This is a genomic window from Arenimonas caeni, from assembly GCF_003024235.1.
Taxonomy (GTDB): domain Bacteria; phylum Pseudomonadota; class Gammaproteobacteria; order Xanthomonadales; family Xanthomonadaceae; genus Arenimonas; species Arenimonas caeni.
This window is the reverse complement of record NZ_KZ679084.1, coordinates 116,561-133,650: the sequence shown is the minus strand read 5'-3', so window position 1 is coordinate 133,650 and position 17,090 is coordinate 116,561. Positions and strand designations below refer to the sequence as shown.

Here is a 17,090-nt window from a genome sequence, read left to right as displayed (position 1 = left end):
CGGGCGGGCGCAAGTGGCTGAGCGGGGCGCGGAATTCGCGTCCGGGCGGGGGAGCCGGTAGAATGCGGTTTTCCAGCGCCCCCAAATCCCATGACCCGTCTAGTCTTCGTTACCGGTGGCGTGGTGTCCTCGCTTGGCAAGGGCATCGCTGCGGCCTCGCTGGCGGCCATCCTGGAGGCCCGCGGCCTGCGGGTCACCATGATGAAGCTCGACCCCTACATCAACGTGGACCCGGGCACCATGAGCCCGTTCCAGCACGGCGAGGTCTACGTCACCGACGACGGTGCCGAGACCGACCTCGACCTGGGCCACTACGAGCGCTTCCTGCGCGTGCGCCTGAGCCGCAGGAACTCGGTCACCACCGGCCGCATCTACGAGAACGTGATCCGCAAGGAGCGCCGCGGCGACTACCTGGGCGGCACCGTTCAGGTCATCCCGCACATCACCGACGAGATCAAGCGCTGCATCTTCGAGGCCACCGACGGCTTCGACGTGGGCCTGGTCGAGATCGGCGGCACCGTGGGCGACATCGAGTCGCTGCCCTTCCTCGAGGCCATCCGCCAGATCCGCACCGAGCGCGGCCCCGACCAGGCGATCTTCATGCACCTGACCCTGGTGCCGTACATCGCCGCCGCCGGCGAGCTCAAGACCAAGCCCACCCAGCATTCCGTGAAGGAGCTGCGCTCGATCGGCATCCAGCCCGACATCCTGGTCTGCCGCAGCGAGAAGCCGCTGCCGGACGGCGAGCGCCGCAAGATCGCCCTGTTCACCAACGTGCCCGAGAAGGCCGTCATCAGCTGCGTGGACGTGGACAACATCTACAAGCTGCCGCTGTGGCTGCACAGCCAGCAGCTCGACGAGATCGTGGTCGAGCGCCTGCGGCTGGAGGAAAAGGCTGGCCACGCCGACCTGTCGGAGTGGGAGGCCGTGGTGGACGCGGTCGAGCACCCGGTCGACGAGGTCACGGTGGCCGTGGTGGGCAAGTACATCGACCACCAGGACGCCTACAAGTCGCTCTCCGAGGCGCTCAAGCACGGCGGCCTGCGCCAGCGCACCCGCGTGAAGCTCAAGTGGCTCGAGTCCGAGCAGGTCGAGAAGGAAGGCGAGCAGGTGCTCGAGGGCGTCGACGCCATCCTGGTGCCCGGCGGCTTCGGCGACCGCGGCTTCGAAGGCAAGGTGCGCACGGCCCGGTATGCCCGCGAGAAGGGCATCCCGTACTTCGGCATCTGCTACGGCATGCAGGCCGCGGTGGTGGACTACGCCCGCCACGTCGCCGGCCTGGCGGGTGCCAACAGCACCGAGAACGACCGCAACTGCCCGCACCCGGTGATCGGCCTGATCACCGAGTGGCGCACCGCCTCGGGCGAGATCGAGCGCCGCGACGAGCACTCCGACCTCGGCGGCACCATGCGCCTGGGCCTGCAGGAGCAGCGCCTGAAGCCGGGCACCAAGGCGCGCGAGCTCTACGGCAAGGACGTGGTCGGCGAGCGCCACCGCCACCGCTACGAGTTCAACAACCGCTACCGCACCCAGCTCGAGGACGCCGGCCTGGTCATCAGCGCCAAGTCCATGGACGACCTGCTGGTGGAGATGGTGGAGCTGCCGGGCCACCCGTGGTTCGTGGCCTGCCAGGCGCACCCGGAATTCCTTTCCACGCCGCGTGACGGCCACCCGCTGTTCATCGGCTTCATCCGCGCCGCCCGCGAGCACAAGGCCGGCGGCCGGCTGCTCAAGGAGGCCCAGGCCTGATGGAACTGTGCGGATTCAAGGTTGGCCTCGACCAGCCCTTCTTCCTCATCGCCGGCCCCTGCGTGATCGAGTCGCTGGAGCTGCAGCTCGAGACCGCCGGCCGCCTGAAGGAGATCACCGGCAAGCTCGGCATCCCCTTCATCTTCAAGTCCAGCTTCGACAAGGCCAACCGCACCTCGGGCACGAGCTTCCGTGGCCCGGGCATGGAGGCGGGCCTGAAGGTGCTGGCCGAAGTGAAGCGTCAGCTCGGTGTGCCGGTGCTCACCGACGTGCACGAGTACACGCCGATGGACGAGGTGGCGGCGGTCGTCGACGTGCTGCAGACCCCGGCCTTCCTGTGCCGGCAGACCGACTTCATCCAGCGCGTGGCCTCGGCCGGCAAGCCGGTGAACATCAAGAAGGGCCAGTTCCTCTCGCCCTGGGAGATGAAGCACGTCACCGACAAGGCGCGCGCCACCGGCAACCAGCAGATCATGGCCTGCGAGCGCGGCGTCAGCTTCGGCTACAACAACCTCGTTTCCGACATGCGCTCGCTGAGCGTCATGCGCGACACCGGCTGCCCGGTGGTGTTCGACGCCACCCATTCCGTGCAGCTGCCCGGCGGCGCCGGCGGCAAGAGCGGCGGCCAGCGCGAGTTCGTGCCGGTGCTCTCGCGCGCGGCCGTGGCCGTGGGCATCAGCGGCCTGTTCATGGAAACCCACCCCGACCCGGACAAGGCCCTGTCCGACGGCCCCAACGCCTGGCCGCTGCCGAAGATGGCGGCGCTGCTGGAAACGCTGGTCGAACTCGACCGCATCACCAAGAAGAACGGATTCCTCGAGGACAACGCATGAATACTGTCGCCACCCCGATCAAGCACTCCGGCCTGGGCATCGCCTCCACCGTCATCGCCGTGCTCGCCGGCCTGGTGATGCTGGGCGCCATTTTCTACGCCGGCTACGTCGGCATGAACGAGCCCGGCGGCCAGCTGTCGGAGACCGACCCGCGCGCCATCACCATCGGCGTGCTGATGCTCGGCTCGATGGCGGTGCTGCTGCTGGGCGCCATCCTCGGCATCGCCGGCCTGTTCGTGGGCGAGCGCAAGCGCGTGTTCTCCTGGATCGGCCTGGTCCTCAATGCCCTGCCGATCCTGGGCGGCCTCGCCCTGATCCTGCTCGGCCTGGCGATGTCCTGACTCCAAAACACGAAAGAAACGACATGACCACGATCAGCAAAGTCCACGCCCGCGAGATCCTCGATTCCCGCGGCAACCCCACCCTCGAGGCCGAGGTAACCCTCTCCACGGGCCACGTCGGCCGCGCCGCCGTGCCCTCGGGTGCCTCCACCGGCACCAAGGAGGCGGTGGAGCTGCGCGACGGCGACAAGAGCCGCTACCTGGGCAAGGGCGTGCGCAAGGCCGTGGCCAACGTCAACACCACCATCGCCGAGGCGCTGGCCGGTTTCGACGGCGCCGACCAGGCCGGCCTGGACAGCAAGCTGGTCAACCTCGACGGCACCGAGAACAAGGGCCGCCTGGGCGCGAACGCGCTGCTGGGCGTGTCGATGGCCAACGCCCATGCGGTGGCCGCGGCGCGCGGCCTGCCGCTTTGGAAGCACCTGGCCGGCGCCCGCGAGGCGGTGCTGCCGGTGCCGATGATGAACATCATCAACGGCGGTGCGCATGCCGACAACAACGTCGACATGCAGGAGTTCATGGTGCTGCCGGTCGGCTTCGACCGCTTCTCCGAGGCGCTGCGCGCCGGCACCGAGGTCTTCCACGCGCTCAAGTCCGTGCTCAAGGGCAAGGGCCTGGGCACCGCGGTGGGCGACGAAGGCGGTTTCGCGCCGGACCTGCGTTCGAACGAGGAAGCCATCGAGGTCATCCTCGAGGCCATCGGCAAGGCCGGCTACCGCGCCGGCGAAGACATCCTGCTGGGCCTGGACGTGGCCAGCTCGGAGTTCTTCGACAACGGCAAGTACAACCTGGTGGGCGAGGGCAAGCGCCTCTCGCCGGAGCAGTTCGTCGACTTCCTGGCCGGCTGGAGCGCCCAGTACCCGATCATCACGATCGAGGACGGCATGGCCGAGCACGACTGGGACGGCTGGAAGCTGCTCACCCAGCGCCTGTCGGGCAAGGTGCAGCTGGTCGGCGACGACCTGTTCGTGACCAACCCCAAGATCTTCCGCGAGGGCATCGAGCAGGGCGTGGGCAACGCCATCCTGATCAAGGTCAACCAGATCGGCACGCTCAGCGAGACCCTCGAGGCGATCGCCATGGCCGACGCCGCGAACTATGCCGCGGTGGTGTCGCATCGCTCGGGTGAAACCGAGGACACCACCATCGCCGACATCGCGGTGGCCACCACCGCCACGCAGATCAAGACCGGCTCGCTGTGCCGTTCCGACCGCGTGGCCAAGTACAACCAGCTGCTGCGCATCGAGGAGGCGCTGGGCGACGCCGCCCGTTACGCCGGCCGCGACGCCTTCGTCAGCCTCAAGCGCTGAGCCTGGCCCTTGCGCCGCTGGCTGATCCCCGCCGTGCTGCTGCTGGCCCTCGCGGGCCTGCAGGCCAAGCTCTGGTGGGGTGGCGGCAGCCTGGGCGAGGTGCGCCAGCTCGAAGCCAGGGTGGATGAGCAGCGGCGCGAGAACGCCCGCCTGCAGCTTCGCAACGACGCGCTGTCGGCCGAGGTCGACGACCTCAAGTCGGGCGAGGCGGCGGTCGAGGACCGCGCCCGCAGCGAGCTGGGCATGATCAAGCCGGGCGAAACCTTCTACCGCGTGGTCGAGCCGGCGCCGCCGGCGCCGGCCCGCGAGGAACGGCGCCAGTGACCTGGGCGGTCGTTCCGGCCGCGGGCCGCGGCACGCGCTTCGGCGCGCCGCTGCCCAAGCAGTACCTGGCCCTGGCCGGCCGCCTGGTGATCGAACACAGCCTGCGGGCGGTGCTCGACCACCCCGGCGTCGATGGCGCGGTGGTGGCGCTGGCGCCCGGCGACGACGACTGGCCGGGCTGGCGCGAAGTGGGCGGCAAGCCGGTGCTCACCTGCACCGGCGGCGCCGAACGCGCCGATTCGGTGCTGGCGGCCCTGCATGCGCTGCCGGCCAGCCTCGACGAGCAGCAGTGGGTGCTGGTGCACGACGCCGCGCGCCCCTGCCTGCACCGCGACGACCTCGCGCGCCTGCTCGAGCTCGGCCAGGCCGACCCGGTGGGTGCGCTGCTGGCCGCGCCGGTGCGCGACACGCTCAAGCGCGCCGACGACCAGGGCCACAGCCAGGCCACCGAACCGCGCGAGTCGCTGTGGCGCGCGCTGACCCCGCAGCTGTTCCGCCGCGGCGGCCTCACCCGCGCGCTCGAGGCGGCCCGCCGCGCCGGCGCCGCGGTCACCGACGAGGCGATGGCGATGGAGCGGCTGGGCCTGAAGCCGCGCCTGGTCGAGGGCCGCGAGGACAACCTCAAGATCACGACGCCCGCCGACCTCGCCCTGGCCGAATTCATCCTGTCCCGAAGCAGCGAGAGAACATGACCGACATCCGAGTGGGGCAGGGCTACGACGTGCATGCGTTCGGCGAGGGCGACCATGTCGTGCTCGGCGGCGTGCGCATCGCGCACGAGCGCGGCGTGCTGGCGCACTCCGACGGCGACGTGGTGATCCACGCGCTGTGCGACGCGCTGCTCGGCGCGCTGGCGCTGGGCGACATCGGCGTGCACTTCCCGCCCAGCGACCCGCGCTGGAAGGATTGCGACAGCCGGCATTTCCTGCGCCACTGCCGCGCGCTGCTGGCCGGCCGCGGCTGGCGCGCCGGCAACGTCGACGTCACGGTCGTCTGCGAACGGCCCAAGGTGGCGGCGCACGCGCCGGCGATGCGCGCCAACCTGGCCGAAGACCTCGGCATCGGCCTGGACGCGGTCAGCGTCAAGGCCACCACGTCCGAGAAGCTGGGCTTCACCGGCCGCGGCGAAGGCCTGGCGGCGATGGCCGTGGCCCTGCTGGTGCGCGCGTGAGCGAACTGCCCGGCGGCCACGGTGGCCCGGTGCTGCGGGCGGTGTTCCGCGCCGCGCCCGAGGACTTCATCGTCGAGGAGCTGCCGGGTTTCGAAGCCTCGGGCGAAGGCGAGCACCTGCTGCTGACGATCGAAAAGCGGGGCATGAACACCGTGCACGCCGCCCGCTGCCTGGCCCGCTGGGCCGGCATCGCCGAACATGGCGTGAGCTACGCGGGGCTCAAGGACCGCCACGCCGTCACCCGCCAGCGTTTCACGGTGCACCTGCCCAAACGCGTGGCACCGGACCCGGCGGCGCTGGAGGCCATGGAGCTGCGCGTGCTCGACAGCGCCTGGCACCAGCGCAAGCTGCCCCGCGGCGCGCTGCGCGGCAACCGCTTCAGCCTGCGCCTGCGCGAGGTCGAAGGCGACCCGGCCGCCATCGATGCGCGCCTGCAGGCCATCGCCACGGGCGGCCTTCCGAACTATTTCGGCGAACAGCGATTCGGCCGCGACGGCGACAACGTCGATGCCGCCCGGCGCATGTTCGCCGGTGCCCGCGTGCACCGGGACAAGCGTTCGATCTACCTGTCGGCGGCGCGTTCGGCGCTGTTCAACGCCGTGCTGGCCGGGCGCGTGCGGGCCGGCGACTGGGCCAGCGGGCGCGAGGGCGAGGTCTGGATGCTCGATGGCAGCCAGAGCGTGTTCGGCCCCGAGCCGGCCACGCCGGAACTGGCGGCCCGCGCCGCGCGCCTCGACATCCACCCGACCGGCCCGCTCTGGGGCCGGGGCGAGCTGCGCAGCGCCGGCGCCACCCGCGAACTCGAACTGGCGGCGGTGGAGCCCTACGCGGACATCCGCGCCGGGCTGGAGGCCGCGGGCCTGAAGCAGGAGCGGCGGGCCCTGCGCGTGCGCGTCGGCGACCTGGCCTGGGACTGGCCGGCGCCGGGCGAGCTGGCCCTGCGCTTCGAGCTGCCGCCGGGCGCCTATGCCACCGGCCTGCTGGCCGAGCTGGGCGAGGCGAGGGACGGCTCCCGCGGCGGCACTTGTGCGGCCCAGCCGCAGGAGTAGGCTGGCCTGGCGGTATTCCTGCTGCCCTTGGAGGTCGTCATGAATGTCACCCGCAAGTGCCTGCTCCTGGCCGTCCTGGTCCTGCCCGCCGCCTGTGCCGGCACGTCCGAGACCCGCGTAAGCGCCGAAAGCCACTACGACACCGATTACATCAGCGCGGTCGAGTACGTCGCCTACAAGCGCGGCGTGCGCGTGTTCTGGGTCAACCCGCCCAACGAGCGCATCGAAGACTGAACTCAGGCGCCGGGCGGCTGCAGCGCGCCAGGCCGCCGGCGGGCGAGCAGCACCAGCACCGCACCGGTTCCACCCATCGCTTCCGGCGCGGAGGCGTAGGCCAGCACGTCCGCGCGCTGGCGCAGCATGCGGTCGACCAGCGCCTTGAGCACCGAACCGCCGGCGGCGGCGCGGTGGCCCTTGCCGTGGATGATGCGCACGCAGGCCTGGCCTTCGGCGCGGGCCTCGGCCAGGAACACGCGCAGCCAGCGCTCGGCCTCGGGCGCGCGCAGCTGGTGCAGGTCGAGTTCGGCGCCGACGCTGTACTGGCCGCGCCTGAGCGCCTTGAGCACCTTCTCGGGGACTTCGTCGCGCCGCCAGGCCAGGGCTTCGGCGGCGTCGATGGTGGCTTCGAACCAGCCGGCGCTGCGCGATTGCGCCAGCGCCTCGGCTTCGTCGAGCGCACGCATGCGCGGCTTCGGGGGCGGCCGCGGACGCTCGGGCGGCGGCGGCGGGGCAGGCAAGGGGCGCACTTCGCCGATCGCCTCCCGGAACAGGGCGGCGTCGTCCTCGCTGACCTGCGTGTCGGGGGCCTTTCGTCTTGCCATGCCGGAAGCCTACCGCAGCACGGGTGAAACCGGGGTTGTCGCTTCCGCTATCATGGGGTCCTTCCCGCGAGATCCCTGATGCGCGTACTGGTAAGCAATGACGATGGCGTGGAGGCCCCCGGCATCCGCGTCCTGGCCGAGGCGCTGCGCGCCGCCGGCCACGAGGTGACGGTGGTCGCGCCCGACCGCGACCGTTCCGGGGCCAGCAATTCCCTCACGCTCGACCGGCCGATCCGGGTCAAGTCGCTGGGCGAGCGGGTCTGGCGCGTGGCCGGCACGCCCACCGACTGCGTGCACCTGGCGCTGACCGGCCTGCTCGAGCGCGACCCGGACATCGTGCTCTCGGGCATCAACACCGCCGCCAACCTCGGCGACGACGTCATCTATTCGGGCACCGTGGCCGCGGCGATGGAAGGCCGGTTCCTGGGCCATCCGGCGATCGCGATGTCCCTGGTCACCGACGAGCATTCCGGCCGCCACTACGACACCGCCGCCCGCGCCGCGCTCGAGATCACCGCGCGCCTGCTGGTCGACCCGCTGCCGGCCGACACCATCCTCAACGTCAACGTGCCCGACCTGCCCTGGGACGAGCTGCGCGGCTACGAAGTCACGCGCCTGGGCCATCGCCACCGCGCCGAGCCCTGCATCGAGCAGTTCGACCCGCGCGGCCGGCCGATGTGGTGGATCGGCCCGGCCGGTCCGGAGCAGGACGCCGGCCCGGGCACCGACTTCCACGCGGTGCGCACCGGCTGCGTTTCGATCACGCCCATCCACGTCGACCTCACGCGCTACCAGGCGCTGGACAAGGTCGCCAGCTGGGTCGGCGGCCTGGGCGAAGGAATGAAAGCCAAGCCATGATGCCCCGTTACCGGATACAGCCCGAGGCCAAGGGCCTGGGCATGACCTCGCAGCGCGCCCGCGACCGCATGGTCGAGCGGCTGCGCAAGGAAGGCGGCATCGTCGACGAGCGCGTGCTCACCGCCATGCGCACCGTGCCGCGGCACCTGTTCATCGACGAGGCCCTGGCCAGCCGTGCCTACGAGGACACCGCGCTGCCGATCGGCAACGGCCAGACCATCTCCCAGCCCTGGGTGGTGGCGCGCATGACCGAGGCGCTGGTTGAACATGGCCTGCCGGCCCGGGTGCTCGAAGTCGGCACCGGCTCGGGCTACCAGGCTTCGGTGCTGGCCACGCTGGGGCTGGAAACCTACAGCGTCGAGCGCATCGAGGAACTGCTGCGCATCGCCCGCCGCCGCTTCCGGCACCAGGGTCTGAACGTGCGCACCCGCCACGACGACGGTCGCGCCGGCTGGCCCGAGTACGCGCCCTTCGGCGGCATCATCGTCACCGCCGGCGCGGCGGCGATCGAGCCGGCCCTGCTCGCCCAGCTCGAGGAGGGCGGCACGCTCGTGGCCCCGGTCGGCGGCCCTTCGGGCCAGCGCCTGCTGCGCATCCGGCGCCTGGACGGCCAGTTCTTGCAGGAAGACCTGGGCGCCGTCGTCTTCGTGCCGCTGCTGCCGGGAACGCTGTGATGAAGGCCTGGTTCACCCGCGCCGGCGTCGCCGTGCTGCTACTTGCCCTGGTGGCCGCCTGCGGGCATTCGCGCGTGGTCAAGCGCGAGGGCGCCCGCCCGGCGCCGCGCCCGGCCAGCGTGGAAGTGCCGCGCGACGGCAGCTACGTGGTGCGGCGGGGCGACACCCTCTACGGCATCGCCTTCCGGCACGGCCTGGACTACCGCGAGGTGGCCGGCTGGAACGGCATCCGCGCGCCCTACACGATCTACCCGGGGCAGCGCCTGAAGCTGCGCGGCGGCCAGCGGGTCGCCGCCACCAGCGGCGGCAGCGTCACCGGCATGCCCCCGGCGCGACCGGCACCGACGCCGTCCGGCACGCCCGCGACGACACCCCCGGCCCGTCCTGCGGCCACGACGCCGGCCACGACGCCCGGCCGCGCCACGACGCCGCCGCCGCCGACGCCGCCGGCCACCAGCGGCATCGCCGGCGCCTGGCGCTGGCCGGCCAACGGCCAGATCATCGGCCGCTTCGTCGCCGGCGACCCCAAGCGCCAGGGCCTGGACATCGCCGGCAGCGCCGGCGACCCGGTGCTGGCCGCCGCCGACGGCGTGGTGGTCTATTCGGGTGCCGGCCTGGTGGGCTACGGCGAGCTGATCATCGTCAAGCACAGCGACGAGTGGCTGTCGGCCTACGCGCACAACCGCCGCCGGCTGGTGGGCGAGGGCGCCAGCGTCAAGGGCGGCCAGCAGATCGCCGAACTCGGCCGCACCGGCACCAGCCGCGACATGCTGCACTTCGAAGTGCGCCGCAACGGCAAGCCCGTCGACCCCCTGCAGGTCCTCCCCGCCCGCTGACCCCTGTGGGAGGGCCTCCAGGCCCTCCTGCAGGGTCAGCCGGGTACGAGGAAGGCGGCGACGACGGCGCGGCCTTCGGTGGCCAGGACATTGAAGGTGCGCGCCGCGGCGGCGCTGTCCATCACTTCCATGCCGATGCCGCGGGTGAGCAGGGCGGCCATCACGGCCGGGGCCGGGAAGCGCTGGCGCGGGCCGGTGCCGAGCAGCACCACGGCCGGGTTGAGCGCCAGCACGGCGTCCATGTCTTCGGGGGCCAGGGTTTCCACGGAGGCCGGGCGCCAGGCTTCCACCAGCTGGTTGGGCGAGAGCACGAAGCTGGCGGTGAGCAGTTGCTGGTTCACGCGCACGCCTTCCGGGCCCGCGCCACGCAGCACGTAGGCGAAATCCGGGTTTTCCTGGAAGAGCTGCATGCCGCCGCGCCGTCAGCCCTTGGGCAGAACGATCATCGGCTTGTCGGCGCTGCGGCGGTAGAGCACCGCCACGTTGCCGATGCGGGTGACCAGGGCGGCGCCGGTGCGCTCGCACAGCTCCGCTACCCAGGCGTCGCGCTCCTCGCGGTCGCCGGCGTGGACCTTCACCTTCACCAGCTCGTGCTGCTCGAGCACCAGGCCGGCCTCGGCCACCAGCGGATCGGTGATGCCCTTGGCGCCGACGATGAGCACGGCCTTGAGGTCGTGCGCCAGGCCGCGCAGGTAACGCTTCTGGTTGTTGCTGAGGGCGGCGGCCATGGGATCCGGGCGGGTCGGGAAGGGGCGCTAGGGTATCATGGCGGCCAATCCCCCGATCCCCTGCCCATGGCCCGCAGCCGAAGCAGCCAACGCTGGCTCAAGGAACACTTCGACGACCCCTTCGTTAAGAAGGCCCAGGCCGAGGGCATGCGCTCGCGCGCGGCTTACAAGCTCGAGGAACTGATCGAGCGCGACCGCCTGCTCAAGCCCGGCATGGTCGTGGTTGACCTCGGCGCCGCCCCCGGCGGCTGGTCCCAGGTGGTGCGGCGCGAGCTGGGCGACCGCGGCCGGGTCCTGGCCCTGGACATCCTCGACATGCCCCCGATCGCCGGGGTCGAATTCATTCACGGCGATTTCAGAGAGGACGGGCCATTGTCCGAACTGGAAGCCCTGCTGGGTGGCGATCAGGTGGACCTTGTGCTTTCCGACATGGCCCCCAATATGTCCGGGGTGGACACCGTGGACCAGGCCCGGGCGATGTATCTCTCGGAGCTGGCCCGCGATTTCGCCGACCGGCACCTCCGGCCGGGCGGGAACTTCCTGATCAAGCTGTTCCAGGGCGAGGGCTTCGATGCCTACGTCAAGGACCTCAGGACCCGCTACGACAAGGTGGTGGTCCGCAAGCCCGCGGCGTCCCGGCGCCGCTCGAATGAAGTTTATGCGCTGGCCACCGGCAAGCGCCGAGGAACCAAGTGATGAACGACCTGGCTAAAAACCTCCTGCTCTGGCTGGTCATCGCCGTCGTGCTGATGGCGGTGTTCAACAGCTTCTCGACGCCGGGGGCCGCCAGCACCGAGCTCACCTACAACCAGTTCATCGAAGAGGTGAAGTCGGGCCGCGTCGCCGACGTCACCATCGCCGACAACGGCCTGGCCATCACCGGCACGCGCAAGGACGGCAGCCGCTTCACCACGTCCAACCCGCGCGACAACCGCCTGGTCGACACCCTGTTCGAGAACAACGTCAACACCGTCCAGCAGAAGCCGCAGGAGCGGTCGATGCTGTTCACCCTGCTGATCAATTTCCTGCCGGTGCTGCTGATCATCGGCTTCTGGTTCTTCATGATGCGCCAGATGCAGCAGGGCGGCGGCAAGGGGGCGATGAGCTTCGGCAAGTCGCGCGCCAAGCTGCAGGGCGAGAACGACATCAAGGTCACCCTGGCCGACGTCGCCGGCTGCGACGAGGCCAAGGAAGAAGTGGGCGAGCTGGTCGAGTTCCTGCGCGACCCGGGCAAGTTCCAGAAGCTCGGCGGCAAGATCCCGCGCGGCGTGCTGATGGTCGGCCCGCCGGGCACCGGCAAGACCCTGCTGGCCCGCGCCATCGCCGGCGAGGCCAAGGTGCCGTTCTTCTCGATCTCCGGCTCCGATTTCGTCGAGATGTTCGTCGGCGTCGGCGCCAGCCGCGTGCGCGACATGTTCGAGACCGCCAAGAAGCACGCGCCCTGCATCATCTTCATCGACGAGATCGACGCCGTCGGCCGCCATCGTGGCGCCGGCCTGGGCGGCGGTCACGACGAGCGCGAGCAGACCCTCAACCAGCTGCTGGTCGAGATGGACGGCTTCGAGGGTGGCGAGGGCGTGATCGTCATCGCCGCCACCAACCGCCCGGACGTGCTCGACCCGGCGCTGCTGCGTCCGGGCCGCTTCGACCGCCAGGTCACCGTCGGCCTGCCGGACGTGCGCGGCCGCGAGCAGATCCTCAAGGTGCACATGCGCAAGGTGCCGCTCGACAGCGACGTCGAGCCGGCCACCATCGCCCGCGGCACCCCGGGCTTCAGCGGTGCCGACCTGGCCAACCTGGTCAACGAGGCCGCGCTGTTCGCCGCCCGCGAGAACGCCAAGTCGGTGCGCATGGAGCACTTCGACCGTGCCCGCGACAAGATCCTGATGGGCGCCGAGCGCCGCTCGATGGCCATGAGCGAGGACGAGAAGAAGCTGACGGCCTACCACGAGGCCGGCCACGCCATCGTCGGCCGCGTCGTCCCCGAGCACGACCCGGTCTACAAGGTCACGATCATCCCGCGCGGCCGCGCGCTGGGCGTCACCATGTACCTGCCCGAGGGCGACAAGTACAGCTTCAACCGCACCGCCATCGAGTCGATGCTGTGCTCGCTGTACGGCGGCCGCGTCGCCGAGGAGCTGATCTTCGGCGCCGACAAGGTCACCACCGGCGCGTCCAACGACATCGAGCGCGCCACCAAGATGGCCCGCAACATGGCCACCAAGTGGGGCCTGTCGGAGGAACTGGGTCCGATCGCCTACGGCGAGGAGGAGGACGAGGTGTTCCTGGGCCGTTCGGTCACCCAGCACAAGAACGTCTCGGACGACACCGCGCGCCGCATCGACGAGGTGGTGCACGGCATCCTGGACCGCGCCTACTCGCGCACCCGCCAGATCCTCACCGACAACCTCGACAAGCTGCACATGATGGCCGAGGCCCTGCTGACCTACGAAACCATCGACGCCCAGCAGATCGACGCGATCATGGAAGGCCGCCGCCCGGGCCCGCCGGCCGACTGGGCCAAGTCCGGCCGCATCTCCAAGGACGACCCGGGTCCGGCCGCGCCGCTCGGCGGCCCCGCGCCGCAGACCTGAGCCTGGCCGGCGCCCCGCTTGCGCAGGGCGCCCGCCTCGCTTGTGTAGGAGCGCCTTCAGGCGCGAAGCTTTGAGCCAGAAGCTTCGCGCCTGAAGGCGCTCCTACATTGTTTTTGGAGGCCCTGATGTTCGACACCATCCCCCAGCTCGACTGCGTCGGCCGCATCGTCAGGCTCGACGTGCCGCGCGTGATGGGCATCGTCAACGTCACGCCCGATTCCTTCTCCGACGGCGGCGCCCACGACACCGTCGAGGCCGCGGTGGCCCACGGCCTGCGGCTGGCGGAGGAGGGCGCCGACATCCTCGACGTCGGTGGTGAGTCCACCCGCCCCGGTGCCGGCGAGGTCGGCGAGGAGGAGGAATTGCGCCGGGTCGTCCCGGTCATCGAGCGGCTGGCGAAGGAAACCTCGCTGCCGATCTCGGTCGACACCTCCAAGCCCGGGGTGATGCGCGCGGCGGTGGCCGCCGGCGCCGGGATGATCAACGACGTCCATGCCCTGCGCCGCGAGGGCGCGCTCGACGCGGCGGCCGCCGCCGGCGTGCCGGTGGTGCTGATGCACATGCAGGGCGAGCCGCGCTCGATGCAGGAGGCGCCGGTCTACGACGACCTGGTGGGCGAGGTGCACCGTTTCCTGGCCGAACGCATCTTCGCCTGCGAGATGTCCGGCATCCCGAAAAAGCGCATCGTGCTCGACCCCGGCTACGGCTTCGGCAAGACCACCGCCCACAACCTGCTGCTGCTGCGCCAGCAGTCGCGCCTGCTCGACCTGGGCCTGCCCCTGCTGGCCGGCCTGAGCCGCAAGCGCAGCCTGGGCGAAATCACCGGCCGGGAGGTCGGCGGGCGCCTGCACGCCTCGGTGGCTGCGGCCGTGCTCGCCGCCGAGTATGGCGCGCGCATCCTGCGCGTGCACGACGTGGCGGCCACGGTCGATGCGCTCAAGGTCTGGGCGGCCGTGGCGGCCCAGCCGGCGCCGAAACCGGCGCCGTCGGCGGCCGCCGGGATCCGCTGGCCCGACGACGACTGAGCCGGCCACTGGTCACGAATTGGCCACGATGGCTGCAGGCCGCGCCCTGACTGGCGCTGCCGATTCCATCCACATGGCTTCTCCCAGGCTTGTCCACAGGCGCTGTGGAAATCCCCGGTCGCCTGGTCAGAAATTCGCCAATCTTGCTGCAACCCGCGCCGCGCCGCGCTGTCGTGGTTCTGCCCACAAGGATTTCCCGACGGCTATCCACAGGCCCTGTGGATGACCGGCGACGGCGCCTCCGGCCCGGCACGCGTTCGCGCTAAGCTTGCCCGGCCCCAGGAACCGGCCCCGCACGCCATGAGCGAGTTTTCCCCGCTGCACATCACCTTCGCCGTCTACATCCTGGGCATGGTCGGCATCGGCCTTGCGGCCTGGTATTACACGCGCAGCTTCGACGACTACATCCTTGGCGGCCGCTCGCTCGGCCCCTACGTCACCGCGCTCAGCGCCGGCGCCTCGGACATGAGCGGCTGGCTGCTGCTGGGCCTGCCCGGCGCGCTCTACCTCTCGGGCCTGTCCGAGGCCTGGATCGCCGTCGGCCTGGTGATCGGCGCCTGGGCGAACTGGCGCTTCGTGGCCGCGCCGCTGCGCCTGTACACCGAGCGCAGCCAGAACGCGCTGACCCTGCCGGACTATTTCAACCAGCGCTTCGAGGACCGCAACAAACTGCTGCGGGTGTTTTCGGCGCTGGTGATCCTGGTGTTCTTCGCCGTCTACTGCGCCTCGGGCATCGTCGCCGGCGCGCGCCTGTTCGAATCGGTGTTCGCCATCCCCTACGCCCAGGCCATGTGGTTCGGCGCCGCGGCGACCATCGCCTACACCTTCATCGGCGGCTTCCTGGCGGTGAGCTGGACCGACACCGTGCAGGCCACGCTGATGATCTTCGCCCTGATCATCACCCCGGTGTTCGTCATCCTCGGCCTGGGCGGCCCGGCCGAGGCGGTGGCGCTGGTGGAGCAGGTGGACCCGGCGCGGCTGGACATGTTCAGGGGCACGACGGTGGTGGGCATCATCTCGCTGCTGGCCTGGGGCCTGGGCTACGTCGGCCAGCCGCACATCCTGGCGCGCTTCATGGCCGCCGACTCCGTGCGCTCGATCCCGGCGGCGCGCCGCATCGGCATGATCTGGATGGTGCTGTGCCTGGCCGGCGCCGTGGCCGTGGGCTTTTTCGGCATCGCGCACTTCCGCGCCCATCCGGAACTGGCCGGGCCGGTCGAGGCCAACCCGGAGAGGGTGTTCATCGAACTGGCCACGCACCTGTTCAACCCCTGGGTCGCGGGCGTGCTGCTCTCGGCGATCCTGGCCGCGGTGATGAGCACGCTCAGCTGCCAGCTGCTGGTGTGTTCGAGCGCCCTCACCGAGGACTTCTACAAGGGCTTCCTGCGCCCGCGGGCCGGCCAGCGCGAGCTGGTCTGGGTCGGCCGGATGGCGGTGCTGGCGGTGGCGCTGCTGGCCATCTGGCTGGCCGCCGACCCCGACAGCCGCGTGCTGGGCCTGGTCAGCTATGCCTGGGCGGGCTTTGGCGCGGCCTTCGGCCCGGTGGTGGTGCTGTCGCTGTTCTGGGGCGGCATGACCCGCAACGGTGCGCTGGCCGGCATGGTCACGGGCGCCGCCACGGTGATCGCCTGGAAGGAACTGTTCGCCGAATCCACCGGCCTGTACGAAATGGTGCCCGGCGTGGCGCTGGCGACCGTGGCCGTGCTGGTCTTCAGCCGACTGGGCGCGCCGCCGTCGCCGGCCATGCGCGGCCTGTACCAGCACGTGCAGGACGAACTGCGCCGCAGCCGGGACTGAGCATGCGCGATTCCCGCCCCCTGGCCATCGCGCTCATGGGCCCGACGGCCTCGGGCAAGACCGCGCTCGCGCTCGACTGGGCGCAGGCGCTGGATACCGAGGTGGTGAGCGTCGACTCGGCCCTGGTCTACCGCGGCCTGGACATCGGCGCGGCCAAGCCCGACCGCGCCACGCTGGCGCGCGTGCGCCACCACCTGGTGGACGTGCGCGACCCGCACGAGGTGTTCTCGGCCGCCGACTTCGCCCGCGAGGCCCTGCCGCCGATGCAGGCGCTGGCGGCGCGCGGCCGGGTGCCGCTGCTGGTGGGCGGCACCGGCCTGTATTTCTCGGCGCTGCTCGAGGGGCTGTCGGAACTGCCCGAGGCCGACCCGGGCATCCGCGCCGCCATCGCCGCCGAGGCCGCCGAACGCGGCTGGCCGGCCCTGCACGCCGAGCTGGCGGCGGTGGACCCGGCCGCTGGCCAGCGCATCAAGCCCGGCGACAGCCAGCGCATCACCCGCGCGCTGGAGGTCTGGCGACTGAGCGGCCGGCCCATCAGCGAGTGGCAGCAGGCCGCCGCGCCGCGCCGCTTCCCGTTCCGGGTGCTGCGCCTGGTGCTGGCGCCGGCCGACCGCGCCGTGCTGCACGAACGCATCGCCCGCCGCTTCGACCAGATGCTGGCCGAGGGTTTCCTGGACGAGGTGCGCCGGCTGCGGGCCGACCCGCGCCTGCACCCGGACCTGCCCTCGATGCGTGCGGTCGGCTACCGCCAGGCCTGGGCCCACCTTGATGGCCACACCGACGCCACCACGTTCAGGGAGCAGGCCATCGCCGCCACCCGGCAGCTGGCCAAGCGCCAGCTCACCTGGCTGCGGGCCCGGCCGGAGGCGCTGTGGTTCGACCCGACCAGCGAGCGGGCCGGGCTGGAGCGGGCGCTGGCGGATTTCACCGCCCGCCCGTCTGCGGCCTAGCTGCTAGACTGGCCCCCTTCGCGGCCCGGA

General features: G+C 71.2%; 20 protein-coding genes. 17 read left to right on the top strand and 3 right to left on the bottom strand.

The features are described 5' to 3' along the window. The first annotated feature begins 90 nt into the window (after nucleotides 1–90). Genes pyrG through C6N40_RS00670 form a run of 9 tightly spaced genes read left to right on the top strand, consistent with a single transcriptional unit; the run spans nucleotide 91 to nucleotide 7,011 of the window. Complete coding sequence (gene pyrG, locus C6N40_RS00710) at nucleotides 91–1,749, top strand: CTP synthase (protein ID WP_106989086.1); 1,659 nt, start codon at nucleotides 91–93, stop codon at nucleotides 1,747–1,749. Then, nucleotides 1,749–2,582, top strand: coding sequence for a 3-deoxy-8-phosphooctulonate synthase (gene kdsA, locus C6N40_RS00705; protein WP_106989085.1), 834 nt, complete (start codon nucleotides 1,749–1,751; stop codon nucleotides 2,580–2,582). The genes pyrG and kdsA overlap by 1 nt, the downstream gene beginning before the upstream one ends. Then, nucleotides 2,579–2,923 carry a hypothetical protein gene (locus C6N40_RS00700; RefSeq protein WP_106989084.1) on the top strand — a complete coding sequence of 115 codons (345 nt, stop codon included), beginning with the start codon at nucleotides 2,579–2,581 and terminating at the stop codon, nucleotides 2,921–2,923. The genes kdsA and C6N40_RS00700 overlap by 4 nt, the downstream gene beginning before the upstream one ends. 23 nt (nucleotides 2,924–2,946) lie before the next feature. Beyond that, nucleotides 2,947–4,233 (top strand): phosphopyruvate hydratase, encoded by a 1,287-nt coding sequence (eno, locus tag C6N40_RS00695; RefSeq protein ID WP_106989083.1) that lies wholly within the window; start codon nucleotides 2,947–2,949, stop codon nucleotides 4,231–4,233. A 9-nt stretch (nucleotides 4,234–4,242) separates the two neighbouring features. Beyond that, nucleotides 4,243–4,557 (top strand): cell division protein FtsB, encoded by a 315-nt coding sequence (gene ftsB / locus C6N40_RS00690; protein WP_106989082.1) that lies wholly within the window; start codon nucleotides 4,243–4,245, stop codon nucleotides 4,555–4,557. After that, complete coding sequence (gene ispD / locus C6N40_RS00685; RefSeq protein ID WP_106989081.1) at nucleotides 4,554–5,249, top strand: 2-C-methyl-D-erythritol 4-phosphate cytidylyltransferase; 696 nt, start codon at nucleotides 4,554–4,556, stop codon at nucleotides 5,247–5,249. The genes ftsB and ispD overlap by 4 nt, the downstream gene beginning before the upstream one ends. Then, nucleotides 5,246–5,728, top strand: a complete 483-nt coding sequence (gene ispF / locus C6N40_RS00680; RefSeq protein ID WP_106989080.1) for a 2-C-methyl-D-erythritol 2,4-cyclodiphosphate synthase — start codon at nucleotides 5,246–5,248, stop codon at nucleotides 5,726–5,728. The genes ispD and ispF overlap by 4 nt, the downstream gene beginning before the upstream one ends. Continuing rightward, nucleotides 5,725–6,777 (top strand): tRNA pseudouridine(13) synthase TruD, encoded by a 1,053-nt coding sequence (gene truD, locus C6N40_RS00675; protein ID WP_106989079.1) that lies wholly within the window; start codon nucleotides 5,725–5,727, stop codon nucleotides 6,775–6,777. The genes ispF and truD overlap by 4 nt, the downstream gene beginning before the upstream one ends. A 39-nt stretch (nucleotides 6,778–6,816) precedes the next feature. Continuing rightward, nucleotides 6,817–7,011 (top strand): hypothetical protein, encoded by a 195-nt coding sequence (locus C6N40_RS00670; RefSeq protein WP_162782005.1) that lies wholly within the window; start codon nucleotides 6,817–6,819, stop codon nucleotides 7,009–7,011. A gap of 2 nt (nucleotides 7,012–7,013) precedes the next feature. Here the strand turns inward: C6N40_RS00670 and C6N40_RS00665 are convergent, their stop codons facing one another. Continuing rightward, nucleotides 7,014–7,598: a Smr/MutS family protein gene (locus C6N40_RS00665; RefSeq protein WP_106989077.1), complete on the bottom strand. Its 585-nt coding sequence runs from the start codon at nucleotides 7,596–7,598 to the stop codon at nucleotides 7,014–7,016. A 78-nt stretch (nucleotides 7,599–7,676) separates the two neighbouring features. Here C6N40_RS00665 and surE point away from each other — a divergent pair, with 78 nt between their 5' ends. Genes surE through C6N40_RS00650 form a run of 3 tightly spaced genes read left to right on the top strand, consistent with a single transcriptional unit; the run spans nucleotide 7,677 to nucleotide 9,966 of the window. Further along, nucleotides 7,677–8,456: a 5'/3'-nucleotidase SurE gene (gene surE, locus C6N40_RS00660; protein WP_106989076.1), complete on the top strand. Its 780-nt coding sequence runs from the start codon at nucleotides 7,677–7,679 to the stop codon at nucleotides 8,454–8,456. After that, nucleotides 8,453–9,130: a protein-L-isoaspartate(D-aspartate) O-methyltransferase gene (locus C6N40_RS00655; RefSeq protein ID WP_106989075.1), complete on the top strand. Its 678-nt coding sequence runs from the start codon at nucleotides 8,453–8,455 to the stop codon at nucleotides 9,128–9,130. The genes surE and C6N40_RS00655 overlap by 4 nt, the downstream gene beginning before the upstream one ends. Then, a complete protein-coding gene (locus C6N40_RS00650) occupies nucleotides 9,130–9,966 on the top strand; it encodes a peptidoglycan DD-metalloendopeptidase family protein (RefSeq protein ID WP_106989074.1) in 837 nt (278 codons plus the stop codon). Before C6N40_RS00655 ends, C6N40_RS00650 begins: the two co-directional genes overlap by 1 nt. Before the next feature lie 35 nt (nucleotides 9,967–10,001). Here C6N40_RS00650 and C6N40_RS00645 read toward each other — a convergent pair whose 3' ends face one another. Together C6N40_RS00645 and C6N40_RS00640 are read right to left on the bottom strand one after the other, a co-directional pair. Beyond that, complete coding sequence (locus tag C6N40_RS00645; protein WP_106989073.1) at nucleotides 10,002–10,376, bottom strand: Mth938-like domain-containing protein; 375 nt, start codon at nucleotides 10,374–10,376, stop codon at nucleotides 10,002–10,004. A gap of 12 nt (nucleotides 10,377–10,388) precedes the next feature. After that, nucleotides 10,389–10,694: a YhbY family RNA-binding protein gene (locus C6N40_RS00640; RefSeq protein WP_106989072.1), complete on the bottom strand. Its 306-nt coding sequence runs from the start codon at nucleotides 10,692–10,694 to the stop codon at nucleotides 10,389–10,391. Nucleotides 10,695–10,760: 66 nt separating this feature from the next. On the opposite strand from C6N40_RS00640, the gene rlmE reads away from it, so the two are divergent. From rlmE to miaA, 5 genes are all read left to right on the top strand, one after another. Beyond that, nucleotides 10,761–11,390: a 23S rRNA (uridine(2552)-2'-O)-methyltransferase RlmE gene (gene rlmE / locus C6N40_RS00635; protein WP_106989071.1), complete on the top strand. Its 630-nt coding sequence runs from the start codon at nucleotides 10,761–10,763 to the stop codon at nucleotides 11,388–11,390. After that, nucleotides 11,390–13,288: an ATP-dependent zinc metalloprotease FtsH gene (gene ftsH / locus C6N40_RS00630; protein ID WP_106989070.1), complete on the top strand. Its 1,899-nt coding sequence runs from the start codon at nucleotides 11,390–11,392 to the stop codon at nucleotides 13,286–13,288. The genes rlmE and ftsH overlap by 1 nt, the downstream gene beginning before the upstream one ends. A gap of 125 nt (nucleotides 13,289–13,413) precedes the next feature. Then, on the top strand, nucleotides 13,414–14,313 hold the full coding sequence (folP, locus tag C6N40_RS00625; protein ID WP_106989452.1) for a dihydropteroate synthase: 900 nt from the start codon (nucleotides 13,414–13,416) through the stop codon (nucleotides 14,311–14,313). 300 nt (nucleotides 14,314–14,613) lie between these two features. After that, nucleotides 14,614–16,110, top strand: a complete 1,497-nt coding sequence (putP, locus tag C6N40_RS00620) for a sodium/proline symporter PutP (RefSeq protein WP_106989069.1) — start codon at nucleotides 14,614–14,616, stop codon at nucleotides 16,108–16,110. 2 nt (nucleotides 16,111–16,112) lie between these two features. Then, nucleotides 16,113–17,060, top strand: coding sequence for a tRNA (adenosine(37)-N6)-dimethylallyltransferase MiaA (gene miaA, locus C6N40_RS00615; protein WP_106989068.1), 948 nt, complete (start codon nucleotides 16,113–16,115; stop codon nucleotides 17,058–17,060). The last annotated feature ends 30 nt before the right edge of the window (nucleotides 17,061–17,090 follow it).